The sequence below is a fragment of the Pseudomonas sp. WS 5079 genome, assembly GCF_012985465.1.
Classification (GTDB): domain Bacteria; phylum Pseudomonadota; class Gammaproteobacteria; order Pseudomonadales; family Pseudomonadaceae; genus Aquipseudomonas.
Window position 1 is genome coordinate 391,254 of sequence record NZ_JAAQWN010000002.1, and the last position, 16,589, is coordinate 407,842.

A 16,589-nucleotide genomic window follows, 5' to 3' on the forward strand; every position below is an offset into this window, starting at 1 on the left:
GAACCTGTCTTATGAACAACTTGAGCCTGGCTGTTTCTTCCCTGCTGCTGTGGGCCGCCCTCCCTGCGACAGCAGCCTCGACCGTCGACCTGAGCGTCACGGGCCGGATCACGCCCACCGCCTGCACCCCACTGCTGTCCAGTGGCGGGCTGATCGACTACGGCAAGATTTCCCAGCAGGACCTGAACCTCGAACGCGGCACGCGCCTGCCAATCAAGCAACTGCAAGTCAGTATCGGCTGCAACGCCCCGAGTCGCTTTGCCTTGCGCATGCGCGACAATCGCGATGGCACGGCCACGGTCAACAGCGAGATTTACTACGGGCTGGGGCTGGACCACAGCGGCAATCGCATCGGCCTCTACTCCATGAGCTTCGACCCGCGCCACACCCTGGTGGACAGCACCGCAACGGTCTTTGGCACCGAGTCCACCACAGGCGGCCTGGCCTGGCGCACGGCCAACCTCAACCCCATCGATATCGGCGCCAACAGCTACTTGGGGTTCACCGACATTCAGGGCAGCACCGCCGGGCCGTCGGCGATCCAGGAGCTGGTCAGCACGGTCAAGGTCGAAGCGGTGATCAATGCCCGGCAGAACCTGGACCTGAGCCGCGACACCCCGCTCGACGGCTCGGCGACCCTGGAAGTGCTGTACCTCTAGAGTTTTTCGCTGCTGACCTGCACATACAGCGCACGCCCGGCGCCGAGCCCGGCGGCGATTGCGCCAAGGCCGATCAGCGCGAAAATCCAGCCGATGGCAGTCCAGCCGCCGGTCCAGTCGTGGACCAGGCCGACCGCGAACGGGCCGAGGGAAGCCAGGGTGTAGCCGATGCCCTGGGCCATGCTCGACAGGTTGGCGGCCACGTGGGAGTCGCGCGAGCGCAGCACGATCAGGGTCAGCGCCAGGCTGAACGTGCCACCCTGGCCCAGGCCCAGCAGGATCGCCCAGCCCCACAAACCGTCCAGCGGTGCGTACAGGCACCCGAACAAACCGCCGAGGGTCAGCAGCATGACCACCACGATTGCCAGGCGCTGGTCCTTGCCACGGGTGGCCAACCAGGGTGCCGCCAGGGAACTGGCCAACTGCACGATGATCGAGCCGGACAGGGCCAACCCGGCTTCGGTGGCACTCAGGCCACGGCCGATGAGGATCGACGGCAACCAGCCGAACACGATGTAGGCCAGGGAGGATTGCAGGCCCATATACAAGGTCACCTGCCAGGCCAGCGGATCACGCAACAGCCCCTTGACCCGATAAGCCACCTGGTGCGCACCGTGCCTGTGCCCCACTTGCGGCAACCAGAACAGCGCCGCCACCAGTGCCGGCAGCATCCAGAAGCCCAGGCCGATGTTCCAGCTGTCAGCGAAATAGTGGCTCAACGGCACGCTGGCACCGGCCGCCAACGCCGCGCCCAGGCACAGGGCCATGGTGTAGACACCGGTCATGGCCCCGGCCTGCCTGGCAAAGTCACGCTTGACGATACCCGGCAACAACACCCCGATGATGCCGATACTGGCCCCGGCCAGCAGGCTGCCGGCGAACAGCCCGACCTCACCGAACGAGCTGCGCAGAATGATCCCGGCGGCCAGGGTCAATAAAATCCCCAGCACCACCCGCTCGGCGCCAAAACGGCGGGCCAGGATCGGCGCCATGGGCGCAAACAGGCCCAGGCACAGTACCGGCAAGGTAGTCAGCAGCCCGGCCTGGGCCGCCGACAGCCCCAGGCTGCTGGACACTTCGCTGAGCAACGGCGCCATGCTCGACAGCGCCGGACGCAGGTTCAACGCCACCAGGATCAGGCCCAGCAACAACAGCCACGGGCGATGCACCTGCACCGGGCTGTGCTGGACCACCGCATCATCGGCTTCGGCGTCGATCAGCAATTCTTCAAGGGCGTTGTCTGCACGGGGCATGGCGTTCTCGGGTTCAAGGTTCATTGATCACCTGCCGGGACAGCGCCTTGGCACGCTCCGGGTCCTGCTGTTCCACGGCCTCGAGCAGTTCGACATGCAGGTCGAATACCGCCTGGCGGCGCGGCTTGATATTCAGGGTTTGGCGCAACTGGGCGCCGACAATGCTCGAAAAGTACTGGTACAGCTCACTCAGGGCCGGGTTGTGGGCCGCATCCACCAGGCGCTTGTGGAACACCAGGTCGCACTGGATGTAGTGCTCCAGGTCACCGTGGTAGTGCTCGCCACTGGCCTGCAGCGCCTGGCGCAGCTGTAGCAAATCCTCCGGCGTACGGCGCAAGGCCGCCAGGCCAATGGCCTCGACTTCGAGAATCTGCCGCGTCTCCTGGGCCTGGACCAGGGTGCAATGGGACATGGCATTCATCACCCCCAGCGGGTCGGTCATCGAGCGTAGGTAGCTGCCGTCCCCTTGGCGGATCTCGATCAACCCGGAAAACGCCAGCACGCGCATCGCCTCGCGCACCGTATTGCGGCTGATGCCCAGCTCGGCAGACAGCTCCGGCTCGGTGGGCAGGCGTTCACCAATGGCCCACTTGCCCTGGGTGATGCGCTGGCGCAGTTGATCGAGGGCCAGATCGACCAGGGAGCGTTTGATAAGCGGGGCGATGTTTGGCATGGGCCTGGTGCTTTCGTCCAATCATAGGATGAATTTTCGTACAGCCTATTCGGAGTTGCCTACGGAAGCAACGCACTAGGGTTTTCAGGCGGGCAAAAGAACCGAATTTTCGATTAGTAAAATTACCCTCTGAGGGTAATTATTGAACGCAGGTGTCTTATGGAAAAGTACACACCTCATTACGATTTGGCGGTGATAAAGGCGGATGTCAGGCGGCTTGGGAGGAACGCATTTACCAAGACAGCACAGCAATGTGCCTGGAACCTGCGCTTGAGCATCGAGGAAATGCAGGAAGTGATCTATGCGTTGGAAAACTGGATGTTGTACAAGTCGATGACCACTTATGGAGACCATCGAGTCTGGCAGGACGTGTACCACACTCACTCAAAAGACCGGGAGATTTACATCAAGGTCACTTACCGCACAGACGGAAGGCCTCCGGTAATCTCCTTCAAGGAGAAAAATCCATGAAAAAAACCGAGCTGTGCTACATCTGTGGCGCCCCTGATGCCTTGAGCTATTTCGAGGGCCGCAGCGAAACCATCAGTGTCCACGGCATGGAGCGTCGGGTCGACAATCTTTCAGGCTGGGAATGCAAAGCCTGCGGCGACGGCTTTTGGGACCCCGAGACCGATAGTGCCGATCGCTATGGAGAAGCAGGTGACGAGTTGGTTCTGGCAGCTCGGAAAATGATCGGCACCGAGATGAAACGCATCCGTCGAAAACTTCACCTTACACAAAAGGAAGCGGTGCAATGGTTGTCCGGGGGCGGCCACAACGCGTTCTCTCGGTATGAGCGCGGTGAGCTTATGGCGCCCAAACCCTTGGTGCTGTTGATGCGGTTGTTGGACCGTCACCCACACTTGCTGGCGGAGGCAAAAGTCCTCGCCGAAGGTGCTGATTTGCGCGCAGCCTTCACGTATGCCGTAAACAACGACGCAGAAACACTCAAAGCTTCCTAGCCCGCAAAAACAAACCCGGCGCCAGGCCGGGTTTGCTTTTGAACATCACATCGCAATCAATGCAAAATCTGACTCAAGAACAACTGGGTCCGCTCATTCTGCGGGTTGTCGAAGAAGTCATTGGGCGCCGCCTGTTCCACGATCTCGCCTTTGTCCATAAAGATCACGCGGTTGGCCACGGTGCGCGCAAAGCCCATTTCGTGGGTTACGCACAACATGGTCATGCCGTCCTCAGCCAAGCCGATCATGGTGTCCAGCACCTCCTTGACCATCTCCGGGTCGAGGGCCGAGGTTGGCTCGTCGAACAGCATGATTTTCGGCTTCATGCACAAGGCACGGGCAATGGCCACGCGCTGTTGCTGGCCGCCGGACAATTGCCCCGGAAACTTGTGGGCCTGCTCCGGGATGCGCACGCGTTCCAGGTAGTGCATGGCAATTTCCTCAGCCTTGCGCTTGGGCATCTTGCGCACCCACATCGGCGCCAGCGTGCAGTTCTGCAGGATGGTCAGGTGCGGGAACAGGTTGAAGTGCTGGAACACCATGCCCACTTCGCGGCGCACGCTTTCGATCTGCTTGAGGTCGTTGGTCAGCTCCACGCCATCGACCACGATGCGCCCCTGCTGGTGTTCTTCCAGGCGGTTGAGGCAGCGGATGGTGGTGGATTTGCCCGAGCCCGACGGGCCGCACAGCACGATACGCTCGCCCTGCTTGACGTTGAGGTTGATGTCTTTCAACACATGGAACTGGCCGTACCACTTGTTGACGCCCTGCATCTGGATAATGCCTTCAGGGCTCACAGGCTGTTTGATTGCTTCGCTCATCAAAAGAACTCCTAACGCTTGTGGCCAGTGTCGAGCTTGTGTTCCAAATGAATGGAATAGCGCGACATACCAAAACAGAAAATCCAGAACACCAGGGCCGCGAACACATAGCCCTCAGTGGCCATGCCCAGCCATTTCGGGTCGGAGGCGGCTTGCTTGACGCTGTTGAGCAGGTCGAACAGACCGATGATGATCACCAGGCTCGTGTCCTTGAACAGCGCGATAAAAGTGTTGACGATGCCGGGGATCACCAGCTTCAACGCTTGCGGCAGGATCACCAGGCCCATGCTGCGCCAGTAGCCCAGGCCCATCGCGGCGGCGGCTTCGTATTGCCCCTTGGGAATCGCCTGTAGGCCACCGCGCACCACTTCCGCCACGTAGGCCGACTGGAACAGGATTACGCCGATCAACGCCCGCAGCAGCTTGTCGAAGTTCATGCCTTCTGGCAGGAACAGCGGCAGCATCACAGACGCCATGAACAGCACCGTGATCAACGGCACGCCGCGCCAGAACTCGATAAAGGTCACACAGATCACGCGAATCGCCGGCATCTTGGAGCGCCGCCCCAACGCCAGCACGATGCCCAGCGGCAAGGCGCCAGCGATACCGACGGTGGCGATCACCAGGGTCAGCATCAGCCCGCCCCATTGGCTGGTCGCGACGTTGGCCAGGCCAAGGATTCCGCCGTGCAGCAGGAAGAAGGCGATGATCGGGTACACCACCAGAAAGCCCAGGCCGTAGATCGCCTTGGGTTTAAAACGCGAGATGAACAACGGCGCCACGCCGACGATGGCCAACCACACGGTCAGGTCCACGCGCCAGCGCAGGTCGCCGGGGTAATAGCCGTACATGAATTGCCCGAAGCGCTGCTGGACAAACACCCAGCAAGCACCCTCCTTGGTGCAATCGGCCTGGGTAGTGCCGACCCAGTTCGCGTCGAGGATCGCCCACTGCACAATCGGCGGCACCACCAAGTAGACCAGGTAGATCGCCAGCAACGTCAGCAGGGTGTTGAACCCACTGGAGAACAGGTTGGCGCGCATCCATGCCATCGGCCCGAACACTTTGTTCGGTGGCGGCATGTCAGGTTTGAAAGTATGGGAAGTCATGCTGGTTTCCTCACCGCTCGATCAGCGCAATGCGCTTGTTGTACCAGTTCATCAGCAGGGAAATGCTGATGCTGATCGCCAGGTACACGCTCATGGTGATGGCAATGACCTCGATGGCCTGGCCGGTCTGGTTGAGCACCGTGCCGGCAAACAGCGACACCATCTCCGGGTAGCCGATGCCGGCGGCCAGGGATGAGTTTTTCGCCAGGTTCAGGTATTGGCTGGTCAAAGGCGGAATGATCACCCGCAGGGCTTGCGGGATAATGACCTTGCGCAGCGTAGGCCCCGGGCGCAGGCCCAGGGAGCGCGCAGCTTCGGTCTGGCCGTGGCTCACCGACTCAATGCCCGAGCGCACGATTTCGGCGATAAACGCGGCGGTGTAGACGGTCAGTGCCAAGGTCAGCGCCAGCAGTTCGGGGATCAATACCCAGCCGCCGACAAAGTTGAAACCCGCAAGCCTGGGTATTTCCCAGTGCAGCGGCACACCGAAGATCAAGGTGCACAACGTCGGAATCACGATGAACAGCGCCAGGCCCGCCCAGAATTTATGGAACGGTACGCCGGTGGCTTCAAAGCGCTTGTTGGCCCAACGCGCCATCAGCACGATTGCCACGATGGCCACCACCACACTGGCCACAAACGGCCAAAAACCGTCGGCCGCCAGCGCCGCCGGCATATTCAGGCCCCGGGCGCTCATAAAGAAGGTGTCGCCCAGGTTATGGCTGTTGCGCGGCAACGGCATGGTCAGGAACACCGCGAAATACCAGAACAGGATCTGCAACAACGGCGGAATGTTGCGGAACACTTCCACATACACGGTCGCCAGTTTGTTGATCATCCAGTTCGGTGACAGCCGCGCCACCCCAATGACGAACCCGAGCAGCGTCGCCAGGACCACACCGATCACGGTCACCAGCAAGGTGTTGAGCAGGCCGATCACAAAGACCCGGGCATAACTGTCCGATTCGGTGTAGTCGATCAAATGCTGAGCGATGCCAAACCCGGCACTGCGCTCCAGGAAGTCGAAACCGGAGGTAATGCCCCGGTGCTGAAGATTGGTTTGCGTGTTGTTAAACAGGTACCAGCCCAACGAGACCACCGCCACGATGGTGATGATCTGGAACAGCCACCCACGCACTTTTGGATCACTGAAGCTGAGCTTCTGTTTTGGTGCGCCGATTTGAGTTTGCATTAAGTGCCCCAGGAATAATGGAACAGAACATCACCCGGCGGTTGGCCCACCGGGTGATAGAACCATCAGCTATCAGCGCACTGGTGGTGCGTATTGAATGCCACCGTTGTTCCACAGCGCGTTCAGGCCACGGTCGATTTCCAGTGGGGTGCTCTTGCCCAGGTTGCGCTCGAACACTTCGCCGTAGTTGCCGACCTGCTTGACGATCTGTACCACCCAGTCCTTCTTCACTTTCAGGTCTTTGCCGTATTCGCCGTCAGCCCCCAGCAGACGCGCAACGTCCGGGTTCTTGGTGGACTTGGCTTGGTCCTCGACGTTTTTCGAGGTGACGCCGGCTTCTTCAGCATTGAGCATGGCGTAGCCTACCCAACGCACGATGGCCAGCCACTCGTCGTCGCCGTTGCGCACGACCGGGCCCAGGGGCTCCTTGGAAATGGTTTCCGGCAATACCACGTAGTCTTTCGGCGCGGCCAGTTTGCTGCGCTGGGCGAACAGTTGCGACTTGTCGGAGGTCAGCACGTCGCAGCGCCCGGACTCCAGGGACTTGGCGCTTTCGTCGGAGGTATCGAAGGTGATCGGGGTGTACTTGAGGTTATTGCCACGGAAGTAGTCGGAAACGTTCAGCTCAGTGGTAGTACCGGCCTGGATGCAGATGGTTGCACCGTCCAGTTCCTTGGCACTTTTTACCCCCAGCTTGCTGTTGACCAAAAAGCCGATGCCGTCGTAGTAGGTGATGAACCCTGGGAATTTCAGGCCCATGCCCGCATCACGGGAGCTGGTCATGGTGGTGTTGCGCGAGAGGATGTCGACTTCGCCAGACTGCAGCGCGGTGAAACGCTCCTTGGCATTCAACTGGCTGAACTTGACCTTGGTCGCGTCACCGAACACGGCAGCGGCCACGGCGCGGCAGTAGTCAGCGTCGATCCCGAGGATCTTGCCGCTGGCATCCGGCACCGAGAACCCCGGTAAACCATCACTGACGCCACATTGCACAAAACCTTTCTTCTGTACCGCATCCAGGGTGGCACCGGCCTGGGCCAGGCCACTGATGCCCAGGACGGTCGCCGCGGTCACGATGGCCAGGGTAGACTTCAATACCTTCATTCAAACCTCCAATTGCTCTTGTTGTGTCGGAGCTCCAACCTCTGCGCACCCTTATGAGGCGATATCGACCCGTGTTGGCTTTTTTTTGGGTCAAGCGACAGAGGCTTTCGCTGTAATTGCAGCGGCTATCCCAGAGGCGGCAGTCACTGATAGTGTTACCGTCCTCAGATAGTTCTGACATCGACCTACACATAGCAAGCGGCGTACCAGAGTGTCTGCTGAGCCGTTTCAGCCCAGGATCCATCGCAAAACAGTCAACCATGCGACATCTTGTTAACTGAGCCACCGTCCACGCACCGCCCCGACGCCCCCCATCGGCGCGCACGCACATTTTTGGAGCAAACATGACCGAACCCTTGATTCTTCAGCCCGCCAAGCCCGCAGACGCCTGCGTAATCTGGTTGCATGGCCTGGGTGCCGATCGCTACGACTTCCTGCCAGTGGCCGAAGCGTTGCAGGAAACCTTGCTGTCGACGCGCTTTGTATTGCCCCAGGCGCCGACCCGTGCGGTGACCATCAATGGTGGCTACGAGATGCCAAGCTGGTACGACATATTGGCCATGAGTCCGGCACGGGCCATCAGCCGCGAACAGCTGGATGAGTCGGCAGACATGGTCATCGATTTGATCGAACAACAAAAAGCCAGCGGGATAGACGCCTCGCGAATTTTCCTTGCCGGCTTTTCCCAGGGTGGCGCCGTGGTCCTGCACGCCGCGTTTGTGAAATGGCAGGGTGCCTTGGGTGGCGTGCTTGCCCTCTCCACTTATGCGCCGACTTTCAGCGATGAGCTGGAACTGTCCGCCAGCCAGCAGCGAATTCCAGCCCTGTGCCTGCATGGCCAGTACGATGAGGTGGTGCAGAACGCCATGGGCCGCAGCGCCTACGAGCATTTAAAGCTGCGTGGTGTCACCGTGACATGGCAGGAATACCCAATGGGTCACGAGGTGTTACCCGAAGAAATCCGCGACATCGGCACCTGGTTGTCCGGCCGCCTGGGCTCAAAGCCCGCCATTATGTAGCCGCATGACCAACGCACTACGCCGCGCCCGATTCTTGCATTACACTGGCCGGCGTACATTCCTTAACCAATTGATGAGATGACCGTGCTCAAAGCACTCAAGAAGATGTTCGGTAAAAGCGAGGCTGAACCACTCGCCCCTGTTCCCAGCGCCCCTGTCCAAACGTCCGGCAGCCGCAATGATGGTAAACAGCCTGGCCGAACCGCGCCTGTTGCCTCGCCAAAACCGCCGCCCGCCACGCCTGCTGTCCCGGCCCCTGTCGCCGCCCAGCCCGCAGAAGAACCGCCGCGTGCAGAAAAACCGCGCCGCGAACGCGCGCCAAAACCTGTGGTAAAGCCGTGGAAGCTGGAAGACTTCGTGGTCGAGCCCCAAGAGGGCAAGACTCGCTTTCATGACTTCAAGCTGGCTCCGGAACTGATGCACGCCATCCAGGACCTGGGGTTTCCGTATTGCACACCGATCCAGGCCCAGGTCCTGGGCTTTACCCTGGCCGGCAAAGACGCCATCGGCCGCGCCCAGACCGGCACCGGCAAGACCGCTGCGTTCCTGATCTCGATCATTACCCAGTTGCTGCAGACCCCACCGCCCAAAGAGCGCTACATGGGTGAGCCACGGGCGCTGATCATCGCCCCGACCCGCGAACTGGTGGTGCAGATCGCCAAGGACGCCGCCGACCTGACCAAGTACACCGGCCTCAACGTCATGACGTTCGTCGGTGGCATGGACTTCGACAAACAGCTCAAGCACCTGGAAGCGCGGCACTGCGACATCCTGGTCGCCACCCCGGGCCGTTTGCTGGACTTCAACCAGCGCGGCGACGTGCACCTGGACATGGTCGAGGTGATGGTGCTGGACGAAGCCGACCGGATGCTCGACATGGGTTTTATCCCACAAGTGCGCCAGATCATTCGCCAGACCCCACCGAAAAACGAGCGCCAGACCCTGCTGTTCTCCGCGACCTTCACCGAAGACGTGATGAACCTTGCCAAGCAATGGACCACCGCCCCGTCCATCGTCGAGATCGAGGCACTGAACGTTGCCAGCGAGAACGTCGAGCAGCATATCTATGCCGTGGCCGGTGCCGACAAATACAAGCTGCTCTACAACCTGGTCAACGACAACGGCTGGGAGCGGGTCATGGTGTTTGCCAACCGCAAGGACGAAGTCCGGCGCATCGAAGAACGCCTGGTACGCGATGGCGTCAACGCCGCGCAGTTGTCGGGCGATGTGCCGCAGCACAAGCGCATCAAGACCCTGGAAGGCTTTCGCGAGGGCAAGATCCGCGTGCTGGTGGCCACCGATGTGGCGGGCCGCGGGATTCATATCGATGGCATCAGCCACGTGATCAACTTCACCCTGCCGGAAGTGCCGGACGACTACGTACACCGCATCGGTCGTACCGGCCGGGCGGGCGCTGCGGGTGTATCGATCAGCTTTGCCGGGGAAGACGATTCGTATCAATTGCCGTCGATTGAAACCCTGCTGGGCCGCAAGATCAGCTGCGAGACGCCGCCGACGCACTTGCTGCGCCCCGTAGAGCGTAAACGCCCTTAAGCTGGAATGCGGTAAACCATGTGGGAGCGGGCTTGCTCGCGAATGCAGTGGATCAGTCAATATTTCCAGAGACTGACACACCGCATTCGCGAGCAAGCCCGCTCCCACATTGGCTTTCAGCGCTTTTATATTCAAGGAGGAACCCATGAACCAGGCCGACTACCTCATCATCGGCGGCGGCATCGCCGGTGCCAGCGCCGGTTACTGGCTGTCTCGACACGCCCGCGTCATCGTGCTGGAGCGTGAGTCCATGCCGGGCTATCACGCAACCGGCCGCTCCGCCGCCCTGTACATCGCGGCCTACGGCACGCCGCAAGTGCGCGCCCTGACCCTGGGCAGCCGCGACTTCTTCGATCACCCGCCCGCAGGTTTCAGCGAACACCCCTTGCTCACGCCCCGTGGCGAACTGCTGGTGGACCTGGTGGGCGACCCTGACGAGTTGCAGCGCCAATACCTGAGCGCCAAGGCCCTGGTGCCCGAGACGCGGCTGCTGAGTGCCGAGCAGGCGCTGCGCATGCTGCCGATCCTGCGCGCGGAAAAAGTCCACGGCGCGATCTACGACCCGACGGTCTGCGATATCGACACCGACGCGCTGTACCAGGGCTACTTGCGTGGCATTCGGCGCAATGGCGGGCAAATCCACACCGACAACGAGGTGCAGAAACTGGCCCGTGACGATCAAGGCCAGTGGCAAGTGCGCACCGCGCAACAGCGCTTCAGTGCCCCAGTGATCATCAACGCCGCCGGGGCCTGGGCCGACCAAGTCGCGGAACTGGCCGGCGCCGAAAAAATCGGCCTGCAACCCAAGCGCCGCAGTGCCTTTATCTTCGCCCCGCCGGCAGACGTGAATATCCATGCCTGGCCGGAGCTGGCCGCCCTCGACGGCTCGTTCTACATGAAGCCCGACGCCGGCATGTTCCTCGGCTCCCCGGCCAATGCCGACCCGGTCGAGCCCCACGACGTGCAACCCGAAGAACTGGACATCGCCACGGGGATTTATCACATCGAACAGGCCACCACCCTGAGCATCCGCCGCCCCACGCGCACCTGGGCCGGGCTGCGCAGTTTTGTCAGCGATGGCGACCTGGTGTGTGGCTTTGATCCGCAGGTAGAGGGCTTGTTCTGGGTCGCGGCCCAGGGTGGCTACGGCATCCAGACCTCACCGGCGATGGGCCAGGCCAGCGCGGCGCTGGTGCGTGGGCTGGCGTTACCCGAAGCGTTGGTGGGAGCGGGGTTGAACGAGGCGATGTTGTCGCCCCGGCGTCTGGGTTAATGCGGCGTTTGCCAAGACTACCCTCGATACAATTCCCCCAGGATGGGCTGGCGAATGCGCGAGGCTTCCTCTCTGAATGACTGGTAGAAGCCGGCGCTGCTGCCGGGCATATCGACCACTCGACTGGCAGTGGGTTGTGACTGGGGTTGGGCTGGAGCAGGGCCGCCGCCTTCCGGTCGAGGTGTGGCCGGTGAGCCGACTCTCGCTTGAATCGAGCGCCCCAGATTGGTAAATCTCAATACAGCCCGTGTAGCCCCAAAAAGCTGGCTGTATGGGGTGATGCCCCATTTATCGGTGAATTTGTAGGATAAGCCCAACATGCGTTTGCCCCCCGCGATTAACCCCAAGGCGGCGGGACTTTCCAGCAGTTTTCCGGTTCCGGCCGCCTTTGAGGCCGCAGAGGTGTAGGTCATGTGCCACGAGGTATAAGCCCCCCCAATACCCACTACCAACGAGGCAATTGAAAACCCGAGGGAGGCCCGCCCCAGCCTACGGATGATTTGCGAACGGTCCCACCCCATGGCTTTATCGACCTCGGCAGTAGCCAGCCCCGCGACACTCAACGTCCCGCCGACAACACCGAGCCCCGCTCCGACGGTGATCGCTGCCTTGGAGGCGATAACCCACCCTGTGGCGGCAGCGGCGGCAGCGGCAATCGTAGCGCCAGCCGCAGTCGCAGTGGCTGCCGCGCCCGCAAAAACCCCCGCAACGACCGGCGCCCCCACAGCGGTCATCGCCACTGTTGCCGCAGCTAACCCCGCAGCAACTGACGTTGCCGAAGCTGCAGCAGCTGATACCGTGGCCGCAAGACCGACAGCCCCAAACCCAAGCGTTACCACCGACAACGCCAGTGCTACCCCGGTCAATACCCACTTCACCCAGCCAGGCCACATCCCACTAGGATCGCGCATGTTGATCGGGTTGCCGACACAGTAGGCATAGCAATTGATCCCCCCCTCATCAAATGGGCCCAACAGATCAGGCTGCAAGAACATCCTCAGGCTAGGACTGTAGGCCCGCAGACCATTACCGAGGAAATACAGGTTGGTCGGCACATCCAGACGTTCGCCATTGAACGCCGGCAGTTGCAGGTCGGCCATGCTGCGGACCTTGCCATCATCCAGGGGGATATATGCATCACCATAGGGCGTGTAGTGCCGGCGGACATGGGGCTGACCGGGAGTTGACAGGCCGCGCACACTACCGCTGGCATCGTTCATATGCAGTTGTGGGCCGTCCACGCCACCACTGCGCGCCATCACCTCATCCCCACCGTCAGCGAAACGGATCTTTTTACTGCCTTCAACCAGCAGATCCAGACGCCGACCGGCGTATGCCAGCATCACGGGCGGTTCAGCGCCCCGGGATGCATGCACCTGGCGCGCCTCGGCATCGTACTTATAGCTGTAGTTGAGGGGGCCGGCCTTCACCGCCGTCAGTTGTTCAAAGCCATTGTACGTATAGGCGTGGCCCTCTGGGCTCGCCTGCAAATTGCCCGCTGCATCATATGTCAGGGTGACATCCTGCACCGGGCGGGTATGGGTCAGGCGGGTCAACTGCGTGGGGTCGGTACCGGTAAAATAACGTTGGCAGGTGTCTTGTGTGCCATCGGCAAATGCAGTGACGACCCGCGTGATGTTATTGAGGCTGTCGAAGGTGTAATCCTCCTCGACAATGCCCCGGCCCAGGTGATCCTTGGGATGTTCAGGCCCCTCACAGCGATAGGTCTTGAGCCGCAGGTAGGCGTCGTAGGTGAAGGTCTCGCCAATGACCACCTGTGAACTCGCATTGCGAAGAAACCGAGTCGCCAACATACCGTTGACGTAATACGTACTGGCCAACACCTGGAACAATGCACCGTTTTGCTCAAAGCGGCGCTCAGCTTCCCGACCCAGCGAGTCGTAGGTCACGCGTGTGAGAATCTTCGTGCTTTCATAGGTGGTGGTCAGGTTCTGCGGCCGGCCCAGGGTATCGTAAGTCTGTTCGATCACCAGGGGGCCGGTGGTCATCTTGGAAAATCGCCCGAGGGTATCGTATGCAAGCGCACTGCGCTGGCCATCGGCTGAGGTCTGATGCAGCAGGCGCCCTGCGGGGGAGTAGCCATACTGGGAAGTCAGCGACGTACCGCTGGCGGTTTGAATGTCCTTCTCGGGATGGCCGATGGCATCCTGGAAAAGCTCATGGATCAGGCCATTGGCCTCCGAACGCGTCAATGCTCCGCCCACCGGATCATACCGGTAGGTGCTCACCGGCAGTCCTGTCATCTCAATCCGAGTCGGCACATCGAGTTGCTTGTCATAGGTCATGACCTGGCGCCCACCCCGGGGGGAAACCATGGCAATAGGTTCAAACCAACCGGCCTCGTATTCCCAGGTCGTAGCCTGTCCCGTCCCACGCACCTGGCTGGTCATCCGGCCCAGGCTGTCGTAAGTACGGGCCCCCAACCGCTTGCCGTCGACGGTGATGGCACTGGCCAACTCACTGCTGGTTCCTGGGACGTAGTCAGTTTTACTCAGCCGCTGCGGGGTACCGTCGACCGGTTTCTGCAGGGTCGTCACCAGCCGGTCAAACCCGTCGTAAGTCAACTCAGTGAGGGTTTTATTGATATCCAATACCGTCAGGCATCGCCCCAGGCCATCGTAGGTGTACGACTCCACTTCAACTTTATTGTTGCTGGCATCCAGGCGCTCGACCTTGATCGGCTGGTTGTAGGCATTGAAATAGGTAATACGGCGTTCCCCGCCCACAACGCCCTCTTCCGTGAGATTGAACAGCGGGTCGTACTCATTGATCACTACGCGGCCATCGGCGTGGGTGACACGGCTCGCGTTGCCCCAGCGGTTGTAGGTGTGGGTGCTTTTCAACAAGCGTTGCCCTTCGGTCACGTAATCCATATCGACCACTTCGACGGTTTGCCCGAGCGCGTCATAACGCCAGGTACAAGTGGGTCGCTCCTGATTCGAGCCGATCACCTGTGCTTCGGCCACCTGGCGGCCAGCACCATCATAGTAAGTAATGGCCTTGATCCCTTGCGCATCCGTGGTGATCAAATGGGCACGCGTCACCCCCTGCGCAAAATGGTAGGCGTATTGCCGCGTGGCTTTTTGCGGTGTGCCGGGAGCAACCGTTTCCACCGTCAATCGGCCACTGACGTCGTAAGCCAGATCCAGAGTGCTTTCGCCGTCTCGCGTCATCGACAACAGGCGTCGATTGACCAGCGAAAGCGTGCGCTTGGCCTCAAGCCATTGCCCCTCGCGCCCCTTCAGCCGCCGGGTTTCGAGCACATTATCGCCTTGAATCACGTAACTGAACTCACTGGTCAGCGCCTGCCCGCCGACCGTACTGGTGGCGCTCTTCAACCGGCCAGCCAGCTCGACAGGGGTTTGGTAATAAGTCTGCTGCATGGCCAGCACACCAGCCTGGTTGATGGATTGCTGCAGCACAAAATAGCTACTGCCCGTCTGCGGGACACGTGTATGGGTATATTCCGTGAGCCGCGCGGCAGGCGCGCCTCCTACGGGCACGAGTCGCTCTTCTTTGAGGTAGCGCTGGAACAAACCGTGGGGGTCGGCAGGGCACTTGCCGCTTTCTCCCGCAATCGGGTAATAGCTGTATTCGGTACGGATACCGGAAGGCTCAGTGCGACTGAGTTCGTTGCCGTAGTCGTCAGTTTCTATCTGCTGGATCTCTTCCCTCGGGGTACCACCAGCCACTAGCTCATAGCGTTTGGTGATGGTTTTGGCAAGGTGGAGATTGGCTGGCTGGGCGGGAAACAGGCCGGGGACCGTGTTGTACGTGATGTTCATTTGGGTCCGCGTCCCCTCACGCGTAACCCGTTCTTCGGTCAACAGGTGAAACTTGTTATAGGTGGTGCGGCTGACGCTCAGCACCGCATTATTAGCACTGCGGCTGGTCTCTTCGGTCCAGTAGTCATAAGCGCTGCCTACCAAGTACAGGTTGTCTTCGCCTTCGCGAAAACCGCCGGAGAACGGGTAACCGGTAAAATTCTTGCCCTGACTGTAGGCATAGGTCCGGATCATGTCCGGCTGACTGGCCCCTGGTGTCTGCACCCAACGGACGACCCGTGGAATGTATTGGTTGTTGGCATATTGGTGCCCGTTCTCCTCATAACTAATCAGTTCCTCCCCACCCATCGGCGAATAAACTCGCTTAAGAGGGACCAGGCCGTTGCGAAACTCCGGCCAGTATTCAAACGCATAAGCCGCAGCGCCGGGCGGTTCATTACGATCATAGGGGGCCGTCACTCTCGTCAAAAGATTATTGATCTGTGTAAATTGAATGCGGGCATAACGCCCCCCTTCGACCCGAGCATCTACGTACGACAAACGCCCGGTGGAGTAGGTCAGAATAAGTAGATCTTCTTGCTTATGGTTGAGGATCCGCTCCAAAAAACCTGTAGTGCCGTACCGGAAAGTCAAGCGCTCGCCATTCTCGAACAATATAGCGTCTATCCGGTACGGCACAGTACTGCTTGTGCGACGTAAAACTTCTACAGATCCATCTTTGTAAATTACATGCAGCGTATTGGTATCCGGCCGTTTGACGACTAGATCTTTTAACTTGTAATCCTTGAATATCATCGTGCCGCCTACCGAAGGCAGACCACTGGTTTGATATCTTCCGCCATTGAGCAAGGTAAAATTCAGGCTGACCAAATCAAATGAAGTATTACTGAGCTGCCATCCGATACCGTAAGGGCTATTAATTGAATTAAGCATAGAAAACGACAGCATAATATCCCGACTCACCTCTTGTGGGCCTTCAGGATACAAAGTGGCCAAGCGAATTTGCCCACCATACTGCCCCGTGCGCGGATCAACTGAACCGTTGAGATACGAACTGAAATTAAAAGCATTAGAATAGACATTCATTTTTAACTCCTCAACTGTACAGACAACCAGCAAAATAGTTAAATCCAAACGCACACTACATACCCGAACTCGCCATCA

Annotated in this window: 13 protein-coding genes; 6 read left to right on the forward strand and 7 right to left on the reverse strand. The window is 60.0% G+C overall.

Features of this window, described 5'->3' with window-relative positions; all coding sequences use genetic code 11:
• The first annotated feature begins 11 nt into the window (after nt 1-11).
• Nucleotides 12-659 carry a DUF1120 domain-containing protein gene (locus HBO05_RS06240; RefSeq protein WP_170056777.1) on the forward strand — a complete coding sequence of 216 codons (648 nt, stop codon included), beginning with the start codon at nt 12-14 and terminating at the stop codon, nt 657-659.
• Here HBO05_RS06240 and HBO05_RS06245 read toward each other — a convergent pair.
• Together HBO05_RS06245 and HBO05_RS06250 are read right to left on the reverse strand one after the other, a co-directional pair.
• Nucleotides 656-1,936 (reverse strand): CynX/NimT family MFS transporter, encoded by a 1,281-nt coding sequence (locus HBO05_RS06245; protein ID WP_172312059.1) that lies wholly within the window; start codon nt 1,934-1,936, stop codon nt 656-658. The two genes, HBO05_RS06240 and HBO05_RS06245, sit on opposite strands and share 4 nt — an antisense overlap.
• Nucleotides 1,926-2,585 carry a FadR/GntR family transcriptional regulator gene (locus HBO05_RS06250; RefSeq protein WP_172312061.1) on the reverse strand — a complete coding sequence of 220 codons (660 nt, stop codon included), beginning with the start codon at nt 2,583-2,585 and terminating at the stop codon, nt 1,926-1,928. Before HBO05_RS06250 ends, HBO05_RS06245 begins: the two co-directional genes overlap by 11 nt.
• A gap of 159 nt (nt 2,586-2,744) precedes the next feature.
• Between HBO05_RS06250 and HBO05_RS06255 the strand changes: the two genes are divergently transcribed.
• Complete coding sequence (locus tag HBO05_RS06255) at nt 2,745-3,056, forward strand: type II toxin-antitoxin system MqsR family toxin (RefSeq protein WP_169954528.1); 312 nt, start codon at nt 2,745-2,747, stop codon at nt 3,054-3,056.
• Nucleotides 3,053-3,547, forward strand: coding sequence for a type II toxin-antitoxin system MqsA family antitoxin (locus HBO05_RS06260; protein ID WP_170056775.1), 495 nt, complete (start codon nt 3,053-3,055; stop codon nt 3,545-3,547). The genes HBO05_RS06255 and HBO05_RS06260 overlap by 4 nt, the downstream gene beginning before the upstream one ends.
• A 56-nt stretch (nt 3,548-3,603) precedes the next feature.
• Here the strand turns inward: HBO05_RS06260 and HBO05_RS06265 are convergent, their stop codons facing one another.
• The 4 genes from HBO05_RS06265 to HBO05_RS06280 all read right to left on the reverse strand — a co-directional run bounded on the left by HBO05_RS06265 (nt 3,604) and on the right by HBO05_RS06280 (nt 7,773).
• Nucleotides 3,604-4,368: an amino acid ABC transporter ATP-binding protein gene (locus HBO05_RS06265; protein ID WP_169954530.1), complete on the reverse strand. Its 765-nt coding sequence runs from the start codon at nt 4,366-4,368 to the stop codon at nt 3,604-3,606.
• Nucleotides 4,369-4,379: 11 nt separating this feature from the next.
• Nucleotides 4,380-5,477 carry an amino acid ABC transporter permease gene (locus HBO05_RS06270; RefSeq protein ID WP_172312063.1) on the reverse strand — a complete coding sequence of 366 codons (1,098 nt, stop codon included), beginning with the start codon at nt 5,475-5,477 and terminating at the stop codon, nt 4,380-4,382.
• Between the two features lie 10 nt (nt 5,478-5,487).
• Entirely contained in the window at nt 5,488-6,669 is a 1,182-nt protein-coding gene (locus HBO05_RS06275) for an amino acid ABC transporter permease (protein ID WP_170041785.1), read from the reverse strand.
• A 72-nt stretch (nt 6,670-6,741) separates the two neighbouring features.
• A complete protein-coding gene (locus HBO05_RS06280; protein ID WP_169954533.1) occupies nt 6,742-7,773 on the reverse strand; it encodes an amino acid ABC transporter substrate-binding protein in 1,032 nt (343 codons plus the stop codon).
• Nucleotides 7,774-8,117: 344 nt separating this feature from the next.
• Between HBO05_RS06280 and HBO05_RS06285 the strand changes: the two genes are divergently transcribed.
• From HBO05_RS06285 to HBO05_RS06295, 3 genes are all read left to right on the forward strand, one after another.
• Nucleotides 8,118-8,792 carry an alpha/beta fold hydrolase gene (locus HBO05_RS06285; RefSeq protein ID WP_169954534.1) on the forward strand — a complete coding sequence of 225 codons (675 nt, stop codon included), beginning with the start codon at nt 8,118-8,120 and terminating at the stop codon, nt 8,790-8,792.
• A 78-nt stretch (nt 8,793-8,870) separates the two neighbouring features.
• Nucleotides 8,871-10,346 carry an ATP-dependent RNA helicase RhlB gene (gene rhlB / locus HBO05_RS06290; protein WP_172312065.1) on the forward strand — a complete coding sequence of 492 codons (1,476 nt, stop codon included), beginning with the start codon at nt 8,871-8,873 and terminating at the stop codon, nt 10,344-10,346.
• Between the two features lie 145 nt (nt 10,347-10,491).
• Nucleotides 10,492-11,619: an FAD-binding oxidoreductase gene (locus tag HBO05_RS06295; RefSeq protein WP_170056773.1), complete on the forward strand. Its 1,128-nt coding sequence runs from the start codon at nt 10,492-10,494 to the stop codon at nt 11,617-11,619.
• A 17-nt stretch (nt 11,620-11,636) separates the two neighbouring features.
• Here the strand turns inward: HBO05_RS06295 and HBO05_RS06300 are convergent, their stop codons facing one another.
• A complete protein-coding gene (locus HBO05_RS06300) occupies nt 11,637-16,565 on the reverse strand; it encodes an RHS repeat-associated core domain-containing protein (RefSeq protein WP_346343153.1) in 4,929 nt (1,642 codons plus the stop codon).
• Nucleotides 16,566-16,589 lie beyond the last annotated feature (24 nt).

Excerpts from the sequence above, each read along its gene's own strand:
- HBO05_RS06240 (WP_170056777.1), top strand. The coding sequence starts at position 12 with ATGAACAACTTGAGCCTGGCTGTTTCTTCCCTGCTGCTGTGGGCCGCC.
- HBO05_RS06260 (WP_170056775.1), top strand. The coding sequence starts at position 3,053 with ATGAAAAAAACCGAGCTGTGCTACATCTGTGGCGCCCCTGATGCCTTG.
- HBO05_RS06265 (WP_169954530.1), bottom strand. The coding sequence starts at position 4,368 with ATGAGCGAAGCAATCAAACAGCCTGTGAGCCCTGAAGGCATTATCCAG.
- rhlB (WP_172312065.1), top strand. The coding sequence starts at position 8,871 with ATGACCGTGCTCAAAGCACTCAAGAAGATGTTCGGTAAAAGCGAGGCT.
- HBO05_RS06280 (WP_169954533.1), bottom strand. The coding sequence starts at position 7,773 with ATGAAGGTATTGAAGTCTACCCTGGCCATCGTGACCGCGGCGACCGTC.
- HBO05_RS06250 (WP_172312061.1), bottom strand. The coding sequence starts at position 2,585 with ATGCCAAACATCGCCCCGCTTATCAAACGCTCCCTGGTCGATCTGGCC.
- HBO05_RS06285 (WP_169954534.1), top strand. The coding sequence starts at position 8,118 with ATGACCGAACCCTTGATTCTTCAGCCCGCCAAGCCCGCAGACGCCTGC.
- HBO05_RS06275 (WP_170041785.1), bottom strand. The coding sequence starts at position 6,669 with ATGCAAACTCAAATCGGCGCACCAAAACAGAAGCTCAGCTTCAGTGAT.
- HBO05_RS06245 (WP_172312059.1), bottom strand. The coding sequence starts at position 1,936 with ATGAACCTTGAACCCGAGAACGCCATGCCCCGTGCAGACAACGCCCTT.
- HBO05_RS06270 (WP_172312063.1), bottom strand. The coding sequence starts at position 5,477 with ATGACTTCCCATACTTTCAAACCTGACATGCCGCCACCGAACAAAGTG.
- HBO05_RS06255 (WP_169954528.1), top strand. The coding sequence starts at position 2,745 with ATGGAAAAGTACACACCTCATTACGATTTGGCGGTGATAAAGGCGGAT.
- HBO05_RS06295 (WP_170056773.1), top strand. The coding sequence starts at position 10,492 with ATGAACCAGGCCGACTACCTCATCATCGGCGGCGGCATCGCCGGTGCC.